Consider the following 18,299-nt stretch of genomic DNA (forward strand, 5'->3'; position numbering starts at 1 on the left):
AGCTCTACAGTTTGAGGAGAAAAACATGCCGAAGATGAAGACCAAGAAGGCCGCTGCAAAGCGGTTCAAGATCACCGCGACCGGAAAACTGAAGCACGGCGTGGCCGGCAAACGCCACCGCCTGATCAGCCACAACTCGAAATACATCCGTCAGAACCGCGGCACCTCCGTCGGCGCCAAGGCGGACGAGTCCCGCGTCAAGAAGTACCTGCCGTACGGCCTGTAACTTCCAACCCATTGATCTTGAACACGAATTGACAGGAGGCCCCGATGCCCCGTTCACGCGCCAAAGTACCCGCCCACGCCCGCCACAAGAAGATCCTGAAGCAGGCCAAGGGCTTCCGCGGTCGCCGCAAGAATACCTTCACCAACGCCGCCGCCGCCGTCTGGAAAGCCGGCGAGTATGCCTATGTCGGCCGCAAGGTGAAGAAACGCCAGTTCCGCTCGCTCTGGATCCAGCGCATCAACGCGGCTGTCCGCATCCATGACGAAGACCTGACATATTCCAGCTTTATCAATGGCTTGACCAAGGCCGGCATCGAAGTTGACCGCAAGGTCATGGCCGACCTCGCGGTGCGCGAACCGGAAGCGTTCGGCGCCCTCGTCTCCCAGGCCAAAGCTGCCCTCGCTTAAGGAACCCGACACATGAGCAAGTCCCCCAGCAGCGTCCTGCACCCGAGCAAGAAGCCGCGCGTCAAGCGCCGCAACTCGAAATGGACCGCAAACCTGTCCAAGCGTGCAAATCTCGGCATCTTCGGCAACACGAAGAAGGCCCGCAATGCCCGCAAGAAGGCGGCCCGCGCCTAGTTTTTCTGCCATATGGCAGCCTGAAAGCCCGGCCCCGGCGGCCGGGCTTTTCTTTTTCGGGTTGCGCGCCGTGCCGCTTCCCCTGATCCTTTCCGGACGCGCGAAAGGGAAGCGGATGACTGATGACCGGCGATCCTGGCTAGACCGTCTCCTCAAGCGGCCGGACCGGCCCATGCCGCCCCTGCCTGACTTTCACGCTGCCGGCACACCCTGCGCGGGCGTCGAAATTCCGGTCCCCTTCGCGATGGTGCCCGGCAGCGCAGCGCTCGATTTCGTCTTCCGGATGCACCGCACCCATCCGGATGCCCACGCCGTCATCCTCGCGGCGCCGGACAACCTCGTCACTCAATTCGAAGTGTTCGCCGATATGCCGCCCGCCGATCTCTCGCTGGCCCGCGCCGCCGGGCTGACCGTTGAGAGTTGGCTGGCGGAAAAGGCCGCGATGCAAGCCCGCTTCGAGCAGGCGCACCCCGACCTTGCCGGCGACGTCCCGGGCCCGGAACGTGGACCCTGGCCGGACGCGGCCGATCCCCAGCGCGGCTTCATGGGCGTGCGCGACATCCTCACCGGCCAGCACCTGCCGGAAGTGGTTGTGGCGCTCAGTCCGGCGCCCGTGGCACAGTGGTGGGAAACCTCCGCACACCTGCGGTTCGGCGGCTGGAACGATTGTCCGGATCCCGCGGTGCATGTGCTGCTGCACCGGATTTGGGCCGAAAAATACGGCGCCCGCCTGGTGACGATGGCCTTCGACGTGATCGAGTTGCAGATTACCCGGCCGATCCGCACGCGCGAGGAAGCGCTGGAAGTCGCGGCGCTCCAGTACGCCTATTGCAGCGACATCGTCGACCAGGGCGAGGGCACGCTCGAAAACCTTGCTGCATCGCTGATTGATGCCACGTCCTGGTACTTCTGGTGGGACTGATCCGGCCAGAAAGCTGATACGCCGGCTGGCACAGGGCGGGCGGCTGAATTAAGCCTCCTTGGAACCCTGTCCCCGGAGGCTTTGTCATGGCGAACACCGCGCGCGTCTCCCGCCTGCGCATCGTGCTTGGCCTTGGCCTCGTTGTTTTCGCGCTGGCGACCGGCCTGATGCAGCGTTCGCCCTGGATCCTGCCTTTCCTTGCTGCCGGTTTCACGGCCGCGTTCCAGTTCGGCCAGCTGCGCACCTGGCGTCACGCGCGCGAGACCGGAAAGCTTGGCCTCTACTGGTTGCAGCTGCCCGCAGACTTCGGCGTGCAGTTGTTGCTCTGTTCGGCAGTCTACCTGATCGGCTTCGGCCTCAGCGCGCTGTTCCAAGGGGATGTGAACGTCGCTGCCTTTGCACCCGGCGACGCCATCTGGCCCCTGGCGGCGGGCGCCCTCGGCGCACTGCTGGGCCTCTACATCGACCGGATCGAAGGCAAGCCATCGAGTTATTTCCCGCTCTGGGCCTCGGAACTCGGTCTCGATCAGGATGAACCCCAGGAGGAAGGCCGCATCATCGTGTCCGGCGAACCGGTGCGGGTCGAGACGTTCTTTGCCGATGTGCTGGTCGAGGCGGGCTATCCGGGCCGCGAGACGCGTACCGGCACGCCGGTGTGCCTTGGCGACGACGACATCACCCGGCTGGAGGCCCGCCTTGGCCGCGCGCTGCCGGACCTGCTCATCGCGCTCTACCACCAGCGCGACGGCGGCCTCGTCAACGGCCTCTGCACCTTGCGCCCCGGCGTCACCGCGCCGGACCATATCGACGACGTGCTCCTGCCATTCGGCATCGACAGCCAGCTGAACGCCTCGGCGGCCCTCGAGACGGCCTGGGACGCGCTGGCGGCTCCGCAGAACATCGACTGGGAGGTCGGCGTCGATGTGCGCGGGCCGGACGACCGGGCGCGCATCGTGCTCGCCCAGTGGAACCTCGAGCTTCTGTTCCTCGACTATACGCGGCCGGGCCCCCCGCGCGTCGGATATGGCGATTTCGGTCGCTTTGACGTCGACGGAAAGCCGGAACCCATTCTGTGGTGGAAGGACTTCGACGCCTTTTTCGCCGCCTTGCGCCATTATGAGCCAGCCTGACCGGCCTTCCCGCGGGGTTGGCGCCGGGCACGGACATCGCTAAACACCCGGCTTGGTTTTCTGGAAGGGGCATTTCCATGTCCGACATCACATCCATCGAGCAGGAAGCGCTGGCCGCCATCAAGGGCGCGGCCAGCCTCGACGCGCTGGACGCCGTGCGCGTGGCCGAGCTTGGAAAGAAGGGCCGGGTCTCCGGCCTGATGGGCACGCTCGGCGCCATGGCGCCCGAAGAGCGCAAGGAAAAGGGCCCGGCCCTGAACGCCCTGAAGGGGCGTATCGAAGACGCTGTGCGCGCCCGCAAGGGCGTGCTCGAGTCGGCCGCGCTTGAAGCCCAGCTGGTGCGCGAGAAGGTTGACCTGACGCTGCCCGGCGCGCCCACAGCCGGGGAAGGGGCGCTGCACCCGGTGATGCAGGTGTTCGAGGAAATCGCTGCCATCTTCGGCGACATGGGTTTCCGCGTAGCCGAAGGCCCGGACATCGAAGACGACTGGCACAACTTCACCGCGCTGAACTTCCCGGAAGGCCACCCGGCCCGCGAGACGCACGACACGTTTTTCCTGAAGCAGGGGCAGGGCAACCTTCCCAAGGTGCTCCGTACCCATACGAGCCCGGTTCAGGTGCGCACGATGATGACCGAGAAGCCGCCGATCCGGATCATCGTGCCGGGCCGCGTGTTCCGCAATGACTGGGACGCGACCCACACGCCGATGTTCCACCAGGTCGAAGGTCTGGTCATCGAGGAAGGCATCCACATGGGCCACCTCAAGGGTTGCCTGGAAGACTTCCTGAAGGCCTTCTTCGAGGTCGACAATGCGACGACGCGCTTCCGCCCGCACTTCTTTCCGTTCACGGAGCCTTCGGCGGAAGTCGACGTACAATGCCACCGCGCCGGCGGCGTGGTCGAGATCGGCAAAGGCACGGACTGGCTCGAGATTCTCGGCTGCGGGATGGTGCATCCCAACGTGCTGCGCAATTGCGGGCTCGACCCGGCGGTCCACCAGGGCTTTGCCTTCGGCATGGGCGTCGACCGTCTCGCCATGCTGAAATACGGCATGCCGGACCTTCGCCCCTTCTTCGAGGCTGACCCGCAATGGTCGCGCCACTACGGCTTCTCGCCCTGGTTGACGCCGTCCGTCAGCGGAGGGTTGTCGTGACGTCGAAATCGGATTGGTCAAGCTTGAAGCAGTTCCGCTTTGGCGACAGCCCCGAACTGGCTGATCGTCTCGCGGCGCTGGTTGTCGTGGGCGTAAAGACCGCGACCTGCTCGGCGGAGGTTCACGGATTCGAGGCGGAGATCGGCGAGCGTCAAGTTGTGCTCTGCGGGCAAGGACGTCCTGTGGCTGTCATAGAAACGCTCTCGTTCGACGTTTTGCATTTGGATGCGGTGACGCCTGCGCAGGCCGCTTGCGAAGGCGAGGGCGATCTGAGTTACGCCTACTGGTTTGATGCGCACAAAGCTTATTTTCAACGCGAAGGCACCTATGCGCCGGACATGAAAGTGATCTTCGAGAAGTTTCGTCTCGTCGATGTGCTTGATAGCGGTTTTGCTGCCCGCGCGCCCGAATACCTGAAAGTTGAGCGCGCAAAGGCGCTGGCTGCCGGATACACCGCTCTTGGAGCAGACTCATGAAATTCACCCTCTCCTGGCTTAGCGACCATCTCGTGTCCAAAGCGTCGCTCGACGAGATCCTCGGCTTCATGGGCAAGGCGGGGCTTGAGGTTGAGCACGTTGTTGACCCGAAGAAGGCGCTGGCCGCGTTCTCCGTGTGCAAGGTGCTCGAGGCCGAGCCTCATCCGCAGGCGGACAAGCTGCGTGTCTGCAAGGTCGAGACGATCGACGGCGTCAAGCAGATCGTCTGCGGCGCTCCTAATGCGCGTGCAGGCATGACAGCGATCTATGCGCCGCTCGGCGCCTGGATACCGGGCCTCGACATGGCGCTCGACAAGAAGCCGCGCGCCATTCGCGGCGTCGAAAGCCATGGCATGATGTGCTCCTCGCGCGAGCTGGAAATCGGCGATGACCATGACGGCATCCTCGATCTCTCGGGCGACCTGCCGCTCGGCATGCCGGCGGCCGAAGCGCTGGGCGCCACCGATGCGGTCATCGATTTCGAGGTGACGCCGAACCGCCCGGACTGGCTGGGCGTGCAGGGCATCGCGCGCGATCTCGCCGCCGCCGGCGCGGGCCGCTTCCTGCGCAACGATGCGAAGAAGGTGCCTGGCAGCGGCGACTGCCCGGTCGAGATCCGGCTCGAAGCTCCGGAGGCGTGCCCGATGTTTGCCGGCGCGCTGGTGCGCGGCGTCACCAATGGTCCGTCCCCGGACTGGATGCAGGCGCGCCTCAAGGCAGCAGGCCTGCAGCCGCGCTCGTTGCTGGTTGACGTCACCAACTATATCTCGCTGGACCGCGCCCGCCCGTTGCACGTCTATGACGCGGCGAAGCTGTCCGGGCCTGTCGTGGCCCGGCTTGGAAAGGCGGGCGAAAGCTTCCTCGCCCTCGACGGCAAGACCTACCAGGTCTCCGATGACATGTGCGTCATCGCCGACAATTCCGGCGTCATCGGACTGGGCGGGGTGATGGGCGGTGAGCCGACGGGCGTCTCCGTGGAGACGGTCGATGTCTTCATCGAGAGCGCCTGGTTCGACCCGCTGCGCACGGCGCGCACCGGCCGCGCAACGGGAATCCATTCGGACGCCCGCTACCGGTTCGAGCGCGGCGTGGACCCGCAAAGCTGCGTGGACGGATTGAACCTCGCCCTCGCGCTGATCCTTGAATATGGCGGCGGCGCAGCGACCAAGGCGCGCATCGCAGGATCAATCCCGGCCCGTCTGCAAAAGGTCACCTTCTACCATAGCGACGTCGAGCGCCTGACCGGCCTCGTCGTGAAGCCGGCCGAGATGAAACGTATCCTGAAGGATCTCGAGATCGACATCGAGGATGCCGGTGATGCCTGGTACCTGATGCCGCCCTCGCACCGGTTCGACATTGATCGCTCGGCCGACATCGTGGAGGAGGTCGCGCGGCTCGTCGGCTACGACCAGTTGCCGACAACCTCTCTGCCGATGCGCGCCGGCATGAAGCAGAGCGCAGCTTCTGCGCGCCAAGGCCGCGTGGCGATCGCACGCCGTGCCATGGCGGCGCGCGGCTTCCTGGAGGCCGTGACCTGGAGCTTCATGGCGAAGGAGCACGCGGCGCTTTTCGTCAAGACCGAAGATGCGATGACGGTGGCGAACCCGGTCGCCAGCGAACTGAACTACATGCGTCCGTCCGTACTCGGAAATCTCGCACGCGCAGCGCAGGCGTCCGCCAATCGCGGCGAGCGCAACATCCGCTTGTTCGAAGCCGGCCCTGTCTATCTGGGCGACGGTCCAAAAGACCAGCGCACCGTCATCGCTGGTCTCGTCCAGCCTTCGCCGCAGCGCCACTGGCAGGGCACGCCGCCTGCCTATGACGCGTTCGCGGCCAAGTCCGACCTGTTCGCCCTGCTCGCGGCGCTCGGCCAGCCAGGCGAGAAGTTCCAGGTGGCGCCCGCCACGCAGTCGCACTGGCATCCCGGCCAGTCGGCGAGCCTCAAGCTCGGTCCGAAGATGACCGTGGCCAATTTCGGTGCGCTGCATCCCGGCGTGCTGAAGGCGCTCGGCGTCGATGGGCCGGTCTATGCGTTCGAACTGAACCTCAATGCATTGCCGGTGATGAAGGCGAAGTCGACCAAGACGAAGCCGGTGCTCGAGCGCGCCGACCTCACCCCGATCCGGCGTGACCTTGCCTTTGTCGTGGACGAGGGCGTGGCGGCAGGCGAGCTCGTCAAGCATGCGCAGGCGGCCGAGAAGCTGCTTGTTTCGAAGGTCGACGTGTTCGACGTCTACCAGGGGCAGGGCGTGCCGGAAGGCAAGAAGTCGGTGGCGTTCGAAGTGACAATCCAGCCGCGCGAGGCGCTCAAGGACGAGCAGATCCAGGCGATCATGGACCGGATCATCGCTTCCGTGTCAAAAGGAACGGGCGGCGTGCTGCGCGGATAGCGCGGGCGCCCGCGCGAAGGGGGCCGCATGAGCTTGAAGACATCGCTCTACCAGCAACTGGTGCCGGAGGCGCGCGCATCGGGTATCTCGAGGCTCAACCTGTTCATCGTCGGCGTGGTGCTGGCCTCGTTCCTTTTCCTCGCGCTGGAAACCGAGCCCACGCTCAACACCGATCCCCGCTGGATGCGCGCGTTTGAAATCTTCAACCTGTCCGTCCTCGGAATATTCAGCATCGAGTACATCGCGAGGATCTGGGTGGCAGGTGTCGACCCGCAATTCCGCGGCATCGGCGGGCGGCTGAAGTACATGACCCGCTTCTATTCCATCGCGGACTTCCTGGCCTTCGCGCCGGAACTGATCGTCATGGCGGCGGGCGGCGGCGGATCGCTGCTGGTCCTGCGGGTCCTGCGCCTTGCCCGCCTCGTCAAGATTGCGCGTTTCGTGCCGGCCTTCGATGCGCTCGGCGCGGCGCTTCGCCGGTCGAGCTCGCAGCTCCTGACCAGCCTCGCCGTGGCGCTGACGCTGGTCTATGTCGCCGCGGTGCTGCTCTATTTCGTTGAAGGTGTCGGCGGCGAACATCAGGAACAGTTTGCCTCGATCCCCCGCGCCATCTGGTGGGCGGTCGCCACCCTGACCACGGTCGGCTACGGCGATGTCTATCCGGTCACGCCGCTCGGGAGATTCTTCTCGGCGATCATCGCGATTGCCGGTATCGGTGTGGTCGCGCTGCCGGCCGGTGTGTTCGCCAGCGCCTTTTCCGATGAACTGAGGGAACGCCGCGAGCGGGGACCGACCGAATGACCACATCCGCACCCGCCCTGAAAGTCGCCGTCGCGGGGGTTGCCGGCCGCATGGGCCGCCAGATCGCGGCCATGGCGCTCGATCGGGGCCTCGTCCTGTCCGGCGCAAGTGAAATAGCCGCTGCCGGCGTGTTCGATGAAGACATCGGTGTACTGGCCGGCCGCAAGCCGGTGGGTGCCTGGCCGTCACCGGACGTCGCCGAAGCAGCCGGCGGCGCCGACATCTGGATCGACTTCACCCGGCCGGACGCGACCCTCGCTGCTCTGGACGCGCTGCAAGCCACCAGCGTGCGCGCGGTCGTCATCGGCACGACCGGCCTCAGCGCGGCGCAGGACGGCGCTATCCGCACCGCCGCCAAGCGCTTCGCCATCGTCAAGTCCGGCAACTTTTCGCTCGGCATCAACCTGCTGCAAGGCCTCACGCGCCTTGCGGCATCGCGTCTCGGGGCGGACTGGGACATTGAGATCCTCGAGTCCCACCACCGCCTGAAGGTCGACGCGCCGTCCGGCACTGCCCTGATGCTGGGCGAGGCCGCTGCGGCCGGCCGGGGCGTCTCCCTGAAGGACGTGCTGGCGCCGCCCTATCTCGGTCCGGATGCGCCCCGCAAGGAAGGCGAAATCGGCATGGCCGTGCGCCGCGCCGGGGGTATTTATGGTGAACACGAAGTGATGATGGCCTCACCGCGCGAAGTGCTGCGCCTGTCGCACATGGCGCTCGACCGGGCGGTTTTTGCCGATGGCGCCCTGCACGCCGCCGTCTGGGCCGCCCGCCAGCCCCCCGGTCTTTACGGCATGGATGAGGTGTTGGGTCTCGGCCACACCGGCTGAGGAAACGCGCGCGCCGTCGGCTGAATGCGCCTTGACGCGCCGCAGCATCGTGACAACGTGACGGTCCTGTAAAGATACGAAGCGCGTTTTGAAGGCACCATGATCGGCATTGTTGTCGTTAGCCATGGCAGACTTGCCCACGAACTGGTCGCGGCCGCGGAACACGTGGTCGGCCGGTTGCGGCGTACGCGCGCGGTGTCGATCGATGCCGACGAAGACCTCGACCTGAAGCGCGACGCCATCCTGGAAGCAATAAAGGCCTGTGAAGCCGGGCGCGGCGTTATCGTGCTTACGGACATGTTCGGCGGCACGCCCTCGAACCTCGTCCTCTCGCTGCGCAGCCGGGCCAAGATGGAAATCGTCTCCGGCGCCAACCTTCCCATGCTGATCAAGCTCGCCCAGACGCGCGACGTGCTCAGCCTTGATGAATGCGCCTCCGACGCCGCCGAAGGTGGCCGCAAGTACATCACCATCGCTTCCGACGTCCTCGCAAAGTTGCCGTCCTGCTGATGTCTGACGCTTTTCCGGCCGTCCGGCGCGCAACCATCATCAACCGAAAGGGCTTGCACGCGCGGGCCTCGGCCAAGGTGGCCCGTCTCGCCGGTGAATACGACGCGCAGGTCTTCGTCAGCCATGAGAGCGAGACAGCGGACGCCCGCTCGATCATGGACCTGCTGATGCTCGTCGCCCACACCGGGTGCACGGTGGAGATCAAGGGCAGGGGCGCCCAAGCCGATGCCGCCGTGGACGCCATTGCCGCCCTCATCGAGGACGGCTTCGGCGAGACGGACAGCTAGGCCCTAAGCCGCCTTCCGCTTCGCCTTGCGCACTTCCAGCTTGTTGAGGGCGTGCAGGTAGGCGCGCGCGCTGGCGACCAGCGTGTCGGGATCGGACGAGCGGCCTGTAGCCATGATGCCGTCGCCATTGAGGCGCACCGAGACGGTGGCCTGCGCGTCCGTGCCGCCGGTCACGGCGTGCACCTGGTAGAGCTCCAGCACCGCCTGGTGCGGCACGATCAGCCGGATCGCATTGAACACCGCATCGACCGGGCCATTGCCGCGCGCGATGGCGTATTTCTCTTCGCCGTCGACCACGAGATCGATTTCCGCCGTCTGCGGACCATCCGTGCCGGCCACGACGCGCAGGCGCTTGAACGCGATACGCTCGCCTTCGGCCGCCAGCTGCTCGTCCACCAGCGCGATGATGTCGTCATCGAACACATGCTTCTTGCGGTCGGCGAGGTCCTTGAAGCGCTTGAAGGCATCGTTCAGCGCCTCGCCCTCGATGAAGTAGCCCATCGATTCCAGCTTGTCGCGGAAGGCATTGCGGCCCGACAACTTGCCCATCACCAGCGAGGTTTTCGCGACGCCGACATCCTCCGGCTTCATGATCTCGTAGGTCTCGGAGTTCTTCAGCATGCCATCCTGGTGGATGCCGCTTTCGTGCGCGAAGGCGTTCTTGCCGACGATTGCCTTGTTGTACTGGACCGGGAAGCCGGTGATCCGGCTCACCATTGCGGAGGCGCGGGCGAGATAGCTTGCGTCAATGCCGGTCTCGTAAGGCAGCGTGTCGCCGCGCACTTTCATCGCCATCACGATCTCTTCCAGCGCCGCGTTGCCCGCGCGCTCGCCAAGCCCGTTGATCGTGCATTCGATCTGGCGCGCGCCATTGGCCATGCCCGCCAGCGAGTTTGCCACCGCAAGCCCGAGATCGTTGTGGCAATGCGTCGACCAGATCACCTTGTCCGAGTTCGGAACATTTTCGATCAGCCTGCGGATCAGCGCGCCATACTCGTCGGGGTGCGAATAGCCCACGGTGTCCGGCACGTTGATCGTCGTGGCGCCAGAGGCGATGGCCGCGTCGATGCATTTGCAGAGGAAATCGAACTCGGTGCGCGTCGCGTCTTCGGCGCTCCATTCGACATCATCCACCAGGTTGCGCGCCTGCGACACCGAGCGGCCCACCGCTTCCAGCACGGCGTTCGGGCCCATCTTCAGCTTATGCTTCATGTGCACGGGGCTGGTCGAGATGAATGTGTGGATGCGCGGGCGCGCGGCCTTGCGCACGGCTTCGCCGCAGCGGTCGATGTCCTGCGGGGTGGAGCGGGCGAGGCCGCAGATGATGGCGGATTTCGATTGCGCGGCAATCGCGCTGACGGCGGCGAAATCACCGTCCGAAGCCGCCGGGAAGCCGGCCTCGATGATGTCGACGCCCATGTCTTCGAGAAGGGTGGCCAGTTCCAGCTTCTCATTGTGCGTCATCGATGCGCCCGGCGACTGCTCGCCATCACGCATCGTGGTGTCAAAAATCATTACACGCGGTTTTTTCGCGGTCTTGGTCGGGGAGGTCATGTCGGCGGCTCTGTCGAAACTGGGGTTTGGGGGCGAAGTCTCAAAACATCCCCTGGCCGCGGGTCCGCCTCAGGCCGAGGCAGCCAGCACCGGCCAGGGGCCGGTAAGAAGTAGCAGGAGGGGCAAGACTTTGCGCATCGCGGCACTATTCGCTGCGCGCTTGCCCAGTGTCAACCGATTCAACCGTTGTTTCAGGAACATTTTGCCAGCTCTTACGGGCCTGGCGAACGATGAAATAGGCGATCCCGGCATATAGCGCCGCGCCGATCAGGCCGAAGGTGACGGCGGTGACGGGGTTGCCGGTAAAAGCGGCCACGATGGTATTCCAGCCAACGGCGACCAGCAGGATCTTCGGCAGGATGCCGAGCGCCATCCCGGCCCAGTAGTCGCGGAACTTCGCCGAGCTTGCCCCGAACACCATGTTGACGATCAGGAACGGCCCGGCCGGCACGCTGCGCACGATGGCGCTCGCGAGGAAGGCGTTGCGCCCGATCAGGTCTGACAGCCGGCGCGCCCGCGGCCCGGCATACCGGCGCACAGCGGCCTCGCCGCCGGCCCGGCCGATCCAGAAGGTCAGCGCGCCCGACAACATGTTCGCCACCCAGCCATAGACCGCGCCCATCACCGGCCCGAACACGGCAACCGCCGCGGCGATCAGCGCAAACTGCGGCACGCCGATGAAGGCTGCGACGCAGAACACGAGAATGACTGCGGGCAGGCCCCAATGGCTGTCGGCCAGCGCGCGCAACCAGTCTTCTGCTTCTTCGAGGCCCGGCAGCTGGCCCATCTTTCCGAGCGCGAACACGCCCAGCACGGCGACCAGCAGGCCGAGCCCGACATACAGGGCGCGGCGCGATGAAGGGGCAGGGGCGGTGGGCTCGCTCGTCATGGCGCGATCAGGTGCGACAGGTGCGCCGCTGCGTCAATCTCGGCGAGGCAGGTCTGCTGTCAGGCGTCGGCCAGCATCTTCTCGCTCATCTCCCACAGCCGCCGGGCGCGCGCGTCATCCGCAATCCATTCGCGGGCATGTTCGAACCGCTGGCTGTCGGGGCCGGCCATCCGCGCGATGTCGCAATTCTCGCAGTAAACGCCGCCCTTGCCGGCGAGCTTCGGCGAGGTCGCTGCCCAGACCGTCGTGGAGGCGCCCTGTTCCGGCGTCTTGAACGCGGCCTTCACGGCGTCGGGGATTGTGCCGTCCGGGTTCTTCCAGCCAAGCGCGGCCATTTCCTCGTCATCGAGGTGGCGTTGCAGCGGCGTGAAGATGCCGCCCGGGTGCACGGAAAAGGCCCGCACGCCGACTTCGCGGCCGAGCAGGTCGACCCCCAGAGCGAACAGGGCATTGGCAGACTTCGCCTGGCCATAGGCCTCCCATTTGTCATACGGGCGCTTCTCGTAGTTCGGGTCGTCCCAGATCACGTCAGAACGGACATGCCCGATGGAGGAGAGCGCGACGATCCGCGCGCCCTGCGCCTCCTGCAGCGCCGGGGCGAGTTTCATCGCCAGCGCCATGTGGCCGAGATGGTTGGTGCCGAACTGGGTTTCCCATCCCTTACCGACACGGCCGAACGGCGTCGCCATGATGCCGGCATTGTTGATCAGGATGTCCAGCGGGCGCTTGGAGTCGAGGTAATGGTCGGCAAACCGGCGCACGCTCGCGATATCGCCGAGGTCCATGTCTGCAATCTCGATCTCGCCGGCGACGTCGGCGAGCGCGGTCGCGGCGACGTCCGGTCGCCGGGCCGGCACCGTCACCCGCGCGCCGGCGCCTGCGAGTGCGCGCACGGTTTCAAGGCCGATGCCCGAATAGCCGCCCGTCACGATGACATTTTTGCCCGAGAGGTCGATCCCGCCCACCACTTCACGCGCCGTACTCTTGGCGTGGAAACCGGATCTGATCGGGTTCTGGTCCTGTGCAGCCATGGCGTGTTTCCTTCCTCTGGTGTCTTGTTGAGAAGCAGCGTAGCGGGGGGAGAGGGCCCTCGCTACTGCAATCTGTTGGCGGGTTTGCCCCCGCATCGCCCAATTCTGCCCCTAGCTTGTCACCTGAGTATGGAGTGCTGACCCATGAAACTACCCCTGACGCTGGCAGCGATCGTCCTCAGCTGCGCCATCGCCTTTCCCGCCTCTGCCCAGTTCGGCAAGGTCGAGCGGTCGCAGGCCGAAATCGCATTGGAACAGGCCGAAACCCGCCAGGCCAAGCAGAAAGCAGCGCGCGAAGCCGCCGAAGCCGCCTGCGCCGCTCAGAATATGGAAGGCTGTTTCAAGCTTGCCGACATGCAGCGTACCGGCTCAGGCGGCGCGCAGGACCTGAAAGCCGCCGCGAAGTCCTACAAGATCATGTGCGATGCCCGTGACGGGCGCGGTTGCGCGGGCCTCGCCTACCTGACGGTCAAAGGCCGCGGCGTGACCGAGAACCAGGCCGAAGGGCGCGCGCTCTACAAGAAGGCCTGTGACTATGGCGATGTCAGTGGCTGCGCCGCTTACGGCAACATGGCCTTCACGGGCCTTGGCGGCCGCAAGGACACGGTGGCCGGCACGCAGGCCCTGACCAGCGCATGTGACCGCGACTATGAATGGGCCTGCACCCGCATGCGCGACCTCGGCGTCTACGACACCGACGACAACGCGTTCGATCGGCTCAAGGATATCCGCGGCTAGCCGGCTCAGCCTGCTGCAGACTTGGCGGTAGCCACTTCAGGCGCATCCGTGCGGCCCGGCGACAGCGGCGCGACGTTCGACAGGTCGGGCACGGAGGCGGCCTTGTTGATGTGGGCTACGGTGCGTTCGGGTGCGATCAGCAGGTCGGCGCTGACAAACGTGCGCTCTTCAACCCGCATCGACGGCGAGAAGGCGACGCCTTCGAGGCGTCCGCCGCTGCACACTTCCAGCGCACGGCTGGCTTCGATATCTCCGCTGACCGACCCGTGAACGATCAGCGTCGCCGCGCGCACACGTCCTTCGATCTTGCCGCTGGCTTCCACCAGGATCATGTCGTCGGTCTCGATCTCGCCGCGCAGGTGCGCGCCGATGATGACCGGTCCGACAAACTGGAACTTGCCTTCAAACTTGCCGCCGGCGGCAATCGCGTTGCCAAGTCCGTTGCGGGCCGGCTTTGCCGGCGTGTCTGATTTCGGAGGGGTCGCAGCCATCACGCGGGTCCTTTTTCCTGCCCTTTTCCACAGGTTAACCTATTGTTAACCGAAGAAGAAGGGTCCCGTCCGGATGCTTGCAAGAATTGTGCGGACTACACTTTGGGCCGGATTTGCCCTGTTCCTGGCGGGGTGCAGCGAGCCCGCCCGACCGGCCCGGCCGCCTGGTCCGGCGCCGCTGCTTCCGCCCGGCGCGGAGGGCATCGACCTGTCGCACCATAATGGCCCGGTCGACTGGGGCCGCCTCGGCACCGGGCCTTTCCAGTTCGTCTATCTCAAGGCGACCGAAGGCACCGACCATGTCGACCAGCAATTCCTGCAGAACTGGACCTCGGCGACCCGTCTCGGCTGGCAGGTGGGCGCCTATCACTTCTTCCTGCTTTGCCGCGAAGGCGCCCCGCAGGCGGAGAACTTCATCCGCCAGGTCGAGGTGCGCGCCGGCACCCTCCCGCCGGCCGTTGACCTTGAGCATGCCCACAATTGCCCGGCGCGCGCCGGGCGGGCGGCTACGCTTGATCAGCTGCGCACCTTCCTCGCGGCGCTGGAGGATGAATACGGCCAGGTGCCGGTGATCTACACCACACCCGCCTTCCACACCGAATGGCTGGCGGGGGAGGGTTTCGACCGCTACCCGCTCTGGATCCGGTCGCTCGAAGGCAAGCCGTCATTGGACCACGCGATCTGGCAGTACACCATGAAAGGCAAGGCGCCCGGCATCGAAGGCCCGGTCGACCTCAACCGGGCGGCCGACTAGATCGCCTTGCCCATCCTCAGCCCCGGCACGTCCACCCCGCCGGCGGACGCACTGATCATGCGCTCGATCTCCTCATATCCGCATGCGCGGTAAAGTGGTTCGCCGCCAAGCGTCGCCATCAGTTCGACGCGGTGAAAGCCGGCCGCGCGGGCCGCGCCTTCGCAGATCTCGAGCACATACCGCCCGAGGCCGCGCCGCGTGAACTCAGGATGCGTGTACATGGCGCGGATGCGGGCGGCGTCGACGCCCATCTTCAGAAGCGCGGCATTGCGCTGCGCCGTCGAATGGTCTCCGCCATACAGGGTCGCGCGGTTGCTCCAACCGCCGCTCGCGGCCAGCTGGCCGGTCGCCTCGTCCAGCACGACGAAATAGGTCCCGTCCGCAATCAGCTGCCGGTCGAGGCCCATGATCGAGCGCGACAGGGCAACCTGCTGCGGCGTCAGGAACTGCGGCAGCAGCGCGCTGATCGCCAGCTCCATCAGCGCGGCAATGCCGTCCTCGTCGGCCGGCACCGCCGCGCGGTGGATGAACCCCTCAAGACGGGGCGCGGACATGCCTAGTTGCGGCTCTTGTCCACCAGGCGGTCGTTCTGGGCCCAGTGCATCATGCCGCGCAGTTTCTCGCCCACCGCCTCGATCGGATGGTTGCTCATCCGCTGGCGCATGGCGTGGAAGCCCGGCGCGCCGGCCTGGTTCTCCAGCACCCAGTTGCGGGCGAAGGTGCCGTTCTGGATGTCTTCCAGAACCTTCTTCATCTCGGCCTTGGTCGCGCTGTTCACGACGCGCGGACCGGTCACGTACTCCCCGTATTCGGCCGTGTTCGAGATCGAGTAGTTCATGTTGGCGATGCCGCCTTCATAGATCAGGTCGACGATCAGCTTGGTCTCGTGGAGGCATTCGAAATAGGCCATTTCCGGCGCATAACCGGCCTCGACCAGCGTCTCGTAGCCGGCCTTGATCAGTTCCACGATGCCGCCGCACAGCACGGCCTGTTCGCCGAAGAGGTCCGTCTCGGTCTCTTCGCGGAAGCTCGTCTCGATGACGCCGGCGCGGGTATTGCCGATGGCTTTCGAATAGGAGAGGGCAACCGCCTGGGCCGTGCCGGTCGCATCCTGGTGGATGGCGATCAGGCCCGGCAGGCCGAAGCCCATCTGGTACTGGTTGCGCAGCGTATGGCCGGGGCCTTTCGGCGCGGAGAGCGACACGTCCACATCCTTCCGTGGGCGGATGAGATTGTAATGGATGTTGAAGCCGTGCCCGAACATGATGTGCTGGCCGGCGCGCAGGTGCGGCTCGATCTCGTTGGCGAACAGCACCGCCTGCTTTTCGTCCGGCACGAGGATCATCAGCACGTCGGCCCATTTCGCCGCCTCGGCCACCGAGATCACTTCAAGGCCGGCGTCCGTTGCCTTCTTGCGCGAGGCGGAGCCTTCCTGCAGCGCCACTTTGATGTTCTTCACGCCCGAATCCTTGAGGTTCAGAGCGTGTGCGTGCCCCTGGCTGCCATAGCCGACCACCGCGACCTTCTTCTTCTGGATCAGCGAGATGTCGGCGTCTTTTTCGTAATAGATTTTCATGTGCGTTCGGAAGCTCCGCTAAGGGGTAAGGTGGGAAACAGCGATGGGAGGAACCGTCAGGGCGCCTTGCAGACCCAGTTGGGGCTGACATTGGCGACGCCGATGACGAGGTTATTGAGCCGCGTCACCGGATCGTCGGATCCGGCATGGCGGGAGAATTGGCGCACGCCGTTTTCAGTCTGCGTGCGGGTAATGATGTCGTGGCTCTCGATGACCAGCCGCACGGTGCGCGAGCCGTCTGCATTGACCGTCACTTCCTCGCGCGGCCCATAGGAAGGTACCGAGGCATCCGACACCTGGCCGAGCAGGATCGTCATGGCGTTGGCCGTGTCGTCGGGCAGCTTGGTCTGCAGCCGGCAGTGCGGACCCTTGCCGTCCGGTACCGAGCGCGCATCGAGGCGCACGCCGGCGCCGTCGGTCATCACGTCATAGAGGTAAGCGGCGCCGCTGGGGGAGGCGGTGTCGGTGATCTCGATGATCGCATCTGAGCGCGGACCGTAGAACAGGCGCGCGCGATCGCGGATCTTCGCCGCCCGGTCGAGGTCGCAGTTCAGCTTCGCCGTGTCGGGTGAGGTGTCCGACAGGAAGGCGGCATTCAACAGGTCGCTCGCGCAATTGTCAGCCTGCGCCGCTGCCACCATCGGCAGGAAACAGGCGGCGAGGGCAGCAAGCCCGGCGCGCCAGAGAGAGGGTTTCATCCTTTCTCCTTTCCCCGTTTGATCGACAGGACCCCCGTCCGGCTGACCTCGACCAGGCCCAGCGGGCGCATCAGGTCGACAAACTGCGTCAGCTTCTCGGAGGCGCCCGTCACCTCGAAAATAAAGCTCTCGTTGGTCGTATCTATCACATGTGCGCGGAAAATCTCAGCGATACGAAGCGCCTCGACGCGCTTTTCGCCGCTGCCTGCCACTTTCACGAGCGCCAGTTCGCGCTCGATACCGGTCTTCGAATTGGTGATGTCGATGACTTCGGCGACCGGCACGATGCGCAGCAGCTGGGCCTCGATCTGCTCGAGGATATGCGGCGTGCCCTGGGTGACGATCGTGATGCGCGAGCGGTGCTGGCTGGCGTCCACCTCGGCAACAGTAAGGGAATCAATGTTGTAACCGCGGCCTGAGAACAGGCCGACCACCCGCGCCAGCACGCCCGGCTCGTTGTCGACTAGCACGGCCAGTGTGCGCCGCTCGACCGCTTGATCCTCGTGCGAGAGGAAGTAAGCGGACTTCGGCCCGTTGCCGTTGGCGGGTGTGGTCTTGTCGTTCATGCCGTTCTCTCGGGGGCAGCCGCGTCATTGCCGAACTTGAAGCCCGGCCGGCGGGTTTCGAGCTTGCCCTTCAGGGCCTGCGACTTGGAGATCGCATCATTGCGGTCGCTGCCGGACTGGTCGTCATAGCGTTCGACCACTTCGTCCTTGCGGCGCGGATCGAGATAGGCCTGCAGTTCGGACACCAGCAGCCGCCGGCATTCATCGATGTAGCGGGCGCAGTCTTCCGGCGCCGGGCCGCCTTCGCGGCTCATCGCTTCCAGTTCGTGATAGCTCCACATCAGCGCGTCGAGGATCGGCGGCCGGCTGCCGCGATAGGCGCCTTCCTTCTCGGCGCCCTTGTGGTCCGGGCTGAGGTTCGGAAAGAACATCCGGCCGCGGTCGACCAGCGTCGATATCTGCACCAGCAGGTTCGCCTTGTTGCCGAGGAAGGCGCCATCATTCGCCTGCATGCCGCGCGTGCGGGCGAACATGGCGGCGCGCGCCAGCGTGTCGATGGCGGAGTTGCCCCAGTCGAGGCTGGCGGCGTCGATGCTCTGGCGCAGGCGCTCGGTCTGCAGCTTGCGCTGGCGGCGGGTCTCGCCCCGCGCGATCAGGGCGCTGATCGCCGCAACGAACGCCGACCCGATCGCCACAAGCACGTCGGCGTTTTCCCGGCCCATTTCCAGCAGGCTGCCGAAATCCATCTTTTCCCCCAC

23 protein-coding genes are annotated in these 18,299 nt (G+C 65.5%); 14 read left to right on the forward strand and 9 right to left on the reverse strand.

What is annotated here, in order from left to right:
- Positions 1-25 precede the first annotated feature (25 nt).
- The 12 genes from rpmI (at position 26) to IPK75_08315 (ending at position 9,304) form a co-directional block, all read left to right on the forward strand.
- Positions 26-226: a 50S ribosomal protein L35 gene (rpmI, locus tag IPK75_08260; protein MBK8198350.1), complete on the forward strand. Its 201-nt coding sequence runs from the start codon at positions 26-28 to the stop codon at positions 224-226.
- A gap of 44 nt (positions 227-270) precedes the next feature.
- Entirely contained in the window at positions 271-633 is a 363-nt protein-coding gene (gene rplT, locus IPK75_08265) for a 50S ribosomal protein L20 (GenBank protein ID MBK8198351.1), read from the forward strand.
- Positions 634-645: 12 nt separating this feature from the next.
- On the forward strand, positions 646-807 hold the full coding sequence (locus tag IPK75_08270) for a hypothetical protein (GenBank protein MBK8198352.1): 162 nt from the start codon (positions 646-648) through the stop codon (positions 805-807).
- A 172-nt stretch (positions 808-979) separates the two neighbouring features.
- Positions 980-1,729, forward strand: coding sequence for a DUF4253 domain-containing protein (locus IPK75_08275; GenBank protein ID MBK8198353.1), 750 nt, complete (start codon positions 980-982; stop codon positions 1,727-1,729).
- An 86-nt stretch (positions 1,730-1,815) separates the two neighbouring features.
- Positions 1,816-2,859 carry an SMI1/KNR4 family protein gene (locus tag IPK75_08280; protein MBK8198354.1) on the forward strand — a complete coding sequence of 348 codons (1,044 nt, stop codon included), beginning with the start codon at positions 1,816-1,818 and terminating at the stop codon, positions 2,857-2,859.
- A gap of 77 nt (positions 2,860-2,936) precedes the next feature.
- Positions 2,937-4,013, forward strand: coding sequence for a phenylalanine--tRNA ligase subunit alpha (gene pheS / locus IPK75_08285; protein ID MBK8198355.1), 1,077 nt, complete (start codon positions 2,937-2,939; stop codon positions 4,011-4,013).
- Positions 3,950-4,489 carry an ASCH domain-containing protein gene (locus tag IPK75_08290; GenBank protein MBK8198356.1) on the forward strand — a complete coding sequence of 180 codons (540 nt, stop codon included), beginning with the start codon at positions 3,950-3,952 and terminating at the stop codon, positions 4,487-4,489. The genes pheS and IPK75_08290 overlap by 64 nt, the downstream gene beginning before the upstream one ends.
- Positions 4,486-6,879 (forward strand): phenylalanine--tRNA ligase subunit beta, encoded by a 2,394-nt coding sequence (locus tag IPK75_08295; protein MBK8198357.1) that lies wholly within the window; start codon positions 4,486-4,488, stop codon positions 6,877-6,879. Before IPK75_08290 ends, IPK75_08295 begins: the two co-directional genes overlap by 4 nt.
- A gap of 27 nt (positions 6,880-6,906) precedes the next feature.
- Complete coding sequence (locus IPK75_08300) at positions 6,907-7,680, forward strand: ion transporter (protein MBK8198358.1); 774 nt, start codon at positions 6,907-6,909, stop codon at positions 7,678-7,680.
- On the forward strand, positions 7,677-8,507 hold the full coding sequence (locus tag IPK75_08305; GenBank protein MBK8198359.1) for a 4-hydroxy-tetrahydrodipicolinate reductase: 831 nt from the start codon (positions 7,677-7,679) through the stop codon (positions 8,505-8,507). The genes IPK75_08300 and IPK75_08305 overlap by 4 nt, the downstream gene beginning before the upstream one ends.
- 99 nt (positions 8,508-8,606) lie before the next feature.
- Entirely contained in the window at positions 8,607-9,017 is a 411-nt protein-coding gene (locus tag IPK75_08310) for a PTS fructose transporter subunit IIA (protein ID MBK8198360.1), read from the forward strand.
- Entirely contained in the window at positions 9,017-9,304 is a 288-nt protein-coding gene (locus IPK75_08315; GenBank protein ID MBK8198361.1) for an HPr family phosphocarrier protein, read from the forward strand. Before IPK75_08310 ends, IPK75_08315 begins: the two co-directional genes overlap by 1 nt.
- A gap of 3 nt (positions 9,305-9,307) precedes the next feature.
- Here the strand turns inward: IPK75_08315 and IPK75_08320 are convergent, their stop codons facing one another.
- From IPK75_08320 to IPK75_08330, 3 genes are all read right to left on the reverse strand, one after another.
- Positions 9,308-10,858 carry a 2-isopropylmalate synthase gene (locus IPK75_08320; protein ID MBK8198362.1) on the reverse strand — a complete coding sequence of 517 codons (1,551 nt, stop codon included), beginning with the start codon at positions 10,856-10,858 and terminating at the stop codon, positions 9,308-9,310.
- A gap of 145 nt (positions 10,859-11,003) precedes the next feature.
- Positions 11,004-11,747 carry a TVP38/TMEM64 family protein gene (locus tag IPK75_08325; protein ID MBK8198363.1) on the reverse strand — a complete coding sequence of 248 codons (744 nt, stop codon included), beginning with the start codon at positions 11,745-11,747 and terminating at the stop codon, positions 11,004-11,006.
- 59 nt (positions 11,748-11,806) lie between these two features.
- Complete coding sequence (locus tag IPK75_08330; protein ID MBK8198364.1) at positions 11,807-12,778, reverse strand: SDR family NAD(P)-dependent oxidoreductase; 972 nt, start codon at positions 12,776-12,778, stop codon at positions 11,807-11,809.
- A gap of 144 nt (positions 12,779-12,922) precedes the next feature.
- Between IPK75_08330 and IPK75_08335 the strand changes: the two genes are divergently transcribed.
- Positions 12,923-13,516, forward strand: coding sequence for a sel1 repeat family protein (locus IPK75_08335; protein ID MBK8198365.1), 594 nt, complete (start codon positions 12,923-12,925; stop codon positions 13,514-13,516).
- Positions 13,517-13,521: 5 nt separating this feature from the next.
- Here the strand turns inward: IPK75_08335 and IPK75_08340 are convergent, their stop codons facing one another.
- Positions 13,522-14,007: a polymer-forming cytoskeletal protein gene (locus IPK75_08340; GenBank protein MBK8198366.1), complete on the reverse strand. Its 486-nt coding sequence runs from the start codon at positions 14,005-14,007 to the stop codon at positions 13,522-13,524.
- A gap of 73 nt (positions 14,008-14,080) precedes the next feature.
- Here IPK75_08340 and IPK75_08345 point away from each other — a divergent pair, with 73 nt between their 5' ends.
- Positions 14,081-14,761, forward strand: coding sequence for a lysozyme (locus tag IPK75_08345; GenBank protein ID MBK8198367.1), 681 nt, complete (start codon positions 14,081-14,083; stop codon positions 14,759-14,761).
- Here the strand turns inward: IPK75_08345 and IPK75_08350 are convergent.
- From IPK75_08350 to IPK75_08370, 5 genes are read right to left on the reverse strand one after another with little or no spacing between them, the layout of a single operon-like run.
- Positions 14,758-15,315: a GNAT family N-acetyltransferase gene (locus IPK75_08350; protein MBK8198368.1), complete on the reverse strand. Its 558-nt coding sequence runs from the start codon at positions 15,313-15,315 to the stop codon at positions 14,758-14,760. The two genes, IPK75_08345 and IPK75_08350, sit on opposite strands and share 4 nt — an antisense overlap.
- Positions 15,316-15,317: 2 nt before the next feature.
- Entirely contained in the window at positions 15,318-16,337 is a 1,020-nt protein-coding gene (gene ilvC / locus IPK75_08355; protein MBK8198369.1) for a ketol-acid reductoisomerase, read from the reverse strand.
- A gap of 56 nt (positions 16,338-16,393) precedes the next feature.
- On the reverse strand, positions 16,394-17,035 hold the full coding sequence (locus tag IPK75_08360; protein MBK8198370.1) for a hypothetical protein: 642 nt from the start codon (positions 17,033-17,035) through the stop codon (positions 16,394-16,396).
- Complete coding sequence (gene ilvN, locus IPK75_08365) at positions 17,032-17,601, reverse strand: acetolactate synthase small subunit (protein MBK8198371.1); 570 nt, start codon at positions 17,599-17,601, stop codon at positions 17,032-17,034. The genes IPK75_08360 and ilvN overlap by 4 nt, the downstream gene beginning before the upstream one ends.
- Positions 17,598-18,287 carry a hypothetical protein gene (locus IPK75_08370; GenBank protein ID MBK8198372.1) on the reverse strand — a complete coding sequence of 230 codons (690 nt, stop codon included), beginning with the start codon at positions 18,285-18,287 and terminating at the stop codon, positions 17,598-17,600. The genes ilvN and IPK75_08370 overlap by 4 nt, the downstream gene beginning before the upstream one ends.
- Positions 18,288-18,299 lie beyond the last annotated feature (12 nt).

The sequence above is a fragment of the Acidobacteriota bacterium genome (assembly GCA_016712445.1).
In the GTDB taxonomy this organism is placed as follows: domain Bacteria; phylum Pseudomonadota; class Alphaproteobacteria; order Caulobacterales; family Hyphomonadaceae; genus Hyphomonas.

Coding starts and splice junctions, on each gene's coding strand:
- rpmI (MBK8198350.1), top strand. CDS start 26: ATGCCGAAGATGAAGACCAAGAAGGCCGCTGCAAAGCGGTTCAAGATC.
- rplT (MBK8198351.1), top strand. CDS start 271: ATGCCCCGTTCACGCGCCAAAGTACCCGCCCACGCCCGCCACAAGAAG.
- IPK75_08270 (MBK8198352.1), top strand. CDS start 646: ATGAGCAAGTCCCCCAGCAGCGTCCTGCACCCGAGCAAGAAGCCGCGC.
- IPK75_08275 (MBK8198353.1), top strand. CDS start 980: ATGCCGCCCCTGCCTGACTTTCACGCTGCCGGCACACCCTGCGCGGGC.
- IPK75_08280 (MBK8198354.1), top strand. CDS start 1,816: ATGGCGAACACCGCGCGCGTCTCCCGCCTGCGCATCGTGCTTGGCCTT.
- pheS (MBK8198355.1), top strand. CDS start 2,937: ATGTCCGACATCACATCCATCGAGCAGGAAGCGCTGGCCGCCATCAAG.
- IPK75_08290 (MBK8198356.1), top strand. CDS start 3,950: ATGGTCGCGCCACTACGGCTTCTCGCCCTGGTTGACGCCGTCCGTCAG.
- IPK75_08295 (MBK8198357.1), top strand. CDS start 4,486: ATGAAATTCACCCTCTCCTGGCTTAGCGACCATCTCGTGTCCAAAGCG.
- IPK75_08300 (MBK8198358.1), top strand. CDS start 6,907: ATGAGCTTGAAGACATCGCTCTACCAGCAACTGGTGCCGGAGGCGCGC.
- IPK75_08305 (MBK8198359.1), top strand. CDS start 7,677: ATGACCACATCCGCACCCGCCCTGAAAGTCGCCGTCGCGGGGGTTGCC.
- IPK75_08310 (MBK8198360.1), top strand. CDS start 8,607: ATGATCGGCATTGTTGTCGTTAGCCATGGCAGACTTGCCCACGAACTG.
- IPK75_08315 (MBK8198361.1), top strand. CDS start 9,017: ATGTCTGACGCTTTTCCGGCCGTCCGGCGCGCAACCATCATCAACCGA.
- IPK75_08320 (MBK8198362.1), bottom strand. CDS start 10,858: ATGACCTCCCCGACCAAGACCGCGAAAAAACCGCGTGTAATGATTTTT.
- IPK75_08325 (MBK8198363.1), bottom strand. CDS start 11,747: ATGACGAGCGAGCCCACCGCCCCTGCCCCTTCATCGCGCCGCGCCCTG.
- IPK75_08330 (MBK8198364.1), bottom strand. CDS start 12,778: ATGGCTGCACAGGACCAGAACCCGATCAGATCCGGTTTCCACGCCAAG.
- IPK75_08335 (MBK8198365.1), top strand. CDS start 12,923: ATGAAACTACCCCTGACGCTGGCAGCGATCGTCCTCAGCTGCGCCATC.
- IPK75_08340 (MBK8198366.1), bottom strand. CDS start 14,007: ATGGCTGCGACCCCTCCGAAATCAGACACGCCGGCAAAGCCGGCCCGC.
- IPK75_08345 (MBK8198367.1), top strand. CDS start 14,081: ATGCTTGCAAGAATTGTGCGGACTACACTTTGGGCCGGATTTGCCCTG.
- IPK75_08350 (MBK8198368.1), bottom strand. CDS start 15,315: ATGTCCGCGCCCCGTCTTGAGGGGTTCATCCACCGCGCGGCGGTGCCG.
- ilvC (MBK8198369.1), bottom strand. CDS start 16,337: ATGAAAATCTATTACGAAAAAGACGCCGACATCTCGCTGATCCAGAAG.
- IPK75_08360 (MBK8198370.1), bottom strand. CDS start 17,035: ATGAAACCCTCTCTCTGGCGCGCCGGGCTTGCTGCCCTCGCCGCCTGT.
- ilvN (MBK8198371.1), bottom strand. CDS start 17,601: ATGAACGACAAGACCACACCCGCCAACGGCAACGGGCCGAAGTCCGCT.
- IPK75_08370 (MBK8198372.1), bottom strand. CDS start 18,287: ATGGATTTCGGCAGCCTGCTGGAAATGGGCCGGGAAAACGCCGACGTG.